The organism is Quadrisphaera sp. GCM10027208 (assembly GCF_042658805.1).
Lineage (GTDB): Bacteria > Actinomycetota > Actinomycetes > Actinomycetales > SCSIO-59966 > SCSIO-59966.
In genome coordinates this window covers 1-3,070 of sequence record NZ_JBHSRC010000015.1, presented here as the reverse complement: position 1 = coordinate 3,070, position 3,070 = coordinate 1, and the positions used below count along the sequence as shown (strand labels likewise).

Here is a 3,070-nt window from a genome sequence, read left to right as displayed (position 1 = left end):
GCCCACTCGGCGCGACAGCCGGGCCCTTGCCATACCCCCGACCCGCCCGGGTGACCTGGACCACTCAAAATCGGCGATCCGGACTCCACCCACCGGCCGCATGAAAGACCGAGGCTAACGGCCTCTTCACGGTATTCCTGAGTGAACTTCCGATACTTAGACATCAACGACCCCTTCTGTCAGGAGGAATACTCCCCCCTCGGGCCACTATCCGGCGGGAAGGACACACCCCACTGGGCGATGTGCCGCTACGACGGGCACCGGGTCGGCGAGTCCACCGTACTGCGCCCACTGCGGGACGAGGGCCTGCTGCTGGAGGCGAACTACCAGCGCGAACGGCGCCAGCACGCCGCCCGGCGCAAGGCCGCGTTCGCGACCGAACCGACTGGCCCGAACCAGGTCTGGCAGCTGGACTTCTCTGAGTTCGAGACCACCACCGGCGGGACGTGGCGCCTGGCCGGGTGCCGGGGGACTACTGGTCCAAGTACGAGCACTCCTGGCACACGTCCCCGATACGAGCACTCCTGGCACACGTGCCCGACCGCGAACCAGCACGACGCGATCGCCGCGGTCGAGCTCGCCCTGGCCGACTACGAGGCAACGTTCGGCCGCCCGCTGATCGAAGCCTGCGACGTCGACGCCGATGGGAACGTCATGTCCACCGTCGCGCTCGTCATCGACAACGGCGGACCGTTCCGATCCTTCCGGTTCGAGGCGTTCATCGCCACCCACCCCGAGATCCGCCACGTCCGCACCGCCGTCAAGAGCCCGGGCCAGAACGGCTCACGCGAGCGCGGCTTCGGCTGCCTGAAGTACGAACGCCTCCACCTCGAAGAGACCAACGACACGCTGGACCTCGTCGCGCACGCCGACGACTACGGGGTCGAGTACAACACCGTCCGCCCGCACGAGGCCATCGCCTGGAACCGCCCCCTGGACGTCCACCTCGGCCTCGCCGACCCCTCACCGCCAACTCTCCCGAACACGAACCCCTGCCATCTGCTTGACGCGGGACACCCTGAACCAAGCCCGTGACCTCACTCCCATGAGCAGAACTACCCGATACAGTCATGACCACCGAGGTCACGGGCCAACGACGCGCCAGACCCATCTGCCCGGTCAAGTACGGAGAGCCAGAAAACCTCACGGTCAACCACAAGATCATTCACTGGATTACGCCAGCCCCGGAGACCCCCATGCTGGTGCGCCTGCGTAGTGGCGAATCCGGTAGACGTCGGGCACACTGGTCTGCGTGGAACGCGAACGAGGTTTCGGTGTCCTGGGCGCGTTTGCGGTTGCATTCCTCGCCACGGCCGACCTTCCAACCCGTGTCACCCTCTTCGAGCAGAGCGGCACAGCCTACCTCGTCGGCGGCCTGGCCTACTTTCTTGTCATAGTTGCAGCCGGCCTGCTCGCCGTAAGGCTGCGACTAGACCTATCGACACAAGCGGGTGTGCTGAGATCGGGCCGGACGGTGCCGATCGTCATGTGGTGGCTGCTGGCGTGGGGGGCCATTAGCCTCATCCTCCACGGCGCGCCTGCCGGTGAGGAGACCGTGCAGACAATTCTCTGTCTGTGGTTGTTCGTCGTCGGCATGTGGTACGTCGCGCACACCACCACGTCTCGCGGGATAGTTCAAACTGAACGGTGGTATCCCCGGGCCGGGTGGATGCTGGCGCTGTTCTACGGGATATCCCTCGTAGTATATGGCTTTGGTTCTGATGAGTTTATCGGCCGGCGTTCCTTCGGAATGGTCGCCGCACTCCTGATCGCCTGGCTTGCCGGACAGTGGACGCACTTACGACCAGTTCACCGCCTCCTGTCGTTCATACTCCTTGCTGAGACCGCGCTGAGCGGGTCCCGAACTGCTACGGCTATCGCCTTTGTCGTCTTCGCAGCGGCGTCACTGTCGAAGACCGCAAAGACTGGCCAGTTGATATTCCGTGTCGTCGCTGGCATCGCCGCATTCGCCGCTGCCGTGTTGTACTATCAACCTCTGCAGGACCGGTTCAGCACCGGCGATCTCAGCCTCGTTGCCTTCGGAATCCCGATCAACGTAGAAGGCCGGGTCGTATTATGGGCCGGACTCCTTCGCTATGGCGAAGTGGCACCGTGGACAGGGCAGGGCCTCGGGGCCTCCCAGGCGATCGTGCGTGACTTAACAAGTGGCCGTATTAACCAGCCGCACAATGAATTCCTGAGACTGTGGGTCGACCTTGGATACATCGGCTTAGGCCTCGTCTTGCTCGGCCTGATCACGCTCGCTGCGCGAATCTGGTGGCTCGTACGCATCGACACCGATCATCGGCCCACGCATGCGTCGGCGCTTCTGATGCTCGCCGCGTTGATTGCGTTCTTCGCTACAGACAACCCACTGGTGTACATCTTCGCAATCATCCCGACGGCAGTAACTGTCGGGCAATCACTCTCTTTCGGTCGGGGCCTTGGGTACCCCACACGATCGAGCGCGACGGGTGGTCCGAGACCAGCGTCAGGTACTGCTGCCCGTGGCGCCAGGACGCCTTCTTCACGCCGATGATGAACAGGTTCTCCAGTCGGTGCCGGCCGAGCTTGTCGCCCAGGACGCGGTCCATAATTCCGCCCGGCGGTGCCCCAGTTAGTCTGGCTCTTCACATTCGGGGGTGTAGCGGGGTGGCGCGTCGGCCGGGGTAGAGGTCGGGGTCTCCGGGGGATGGAGGTTCCAACCCCGCCCGTCCGGGAGACCTCGACGCGCCTCCCAGTACACCTTGATTCGGCTCACCGAGCAGTTACCGAACCACGGCGCGTCGCTGACGTGCACCAATACCAGTATTGGCCGGTTAGCCGTGGTGTGGGGTGTGGGGTCTCGACGGACAGTGGCCCGGTAGGGAGAATGTCTCCTGGAAGGGGAGGGCCGTTATGGCAAAGTACAGGAAATTCACGCCTGAGTACCGCGAGGAGGCGGTGAAGCAGGTGGTGGAGTCGAGCAGGCCGATTGCGGGCTCTTCACGATTGAGGGTGTAGTCGCGGTCTGAAGCCTCCGGTCTCGAGCAGGGACCGCGCGATGTAGTTGGTCAGGTTGCGGAAGCCG

Annotated in this window: 2 protein-coding genes; both read left to right on the top strand. The window is 63.9% G+C overall.

Translation table 11 applies throughout. The annotated features are described in order from the left end of the window. Positions 1-240 precede the first annotated feature (240 nt). Entirely contained in the window at positions 241-1,035 is a 795-nt protein-coding gene (locus tag ACFP6A_RS14365; protein ID WP_379604661.1) for an integrase core domain-containing protein, read from the top strand. A 217-nt stretch (positions 1,036-1,252) separates the two neighbouring features. Further along, entirely contained in the window at positions 1,253-2,539 is a 1,287-nt protein-coding gene (locus ACFP6A_RS14360) for an O-antigen ligase family protein (RefSeq protein ID WP_379604659.1), read from the top strand. Positions 2,540-3,070: the final 531 nt, after the last annotated feature.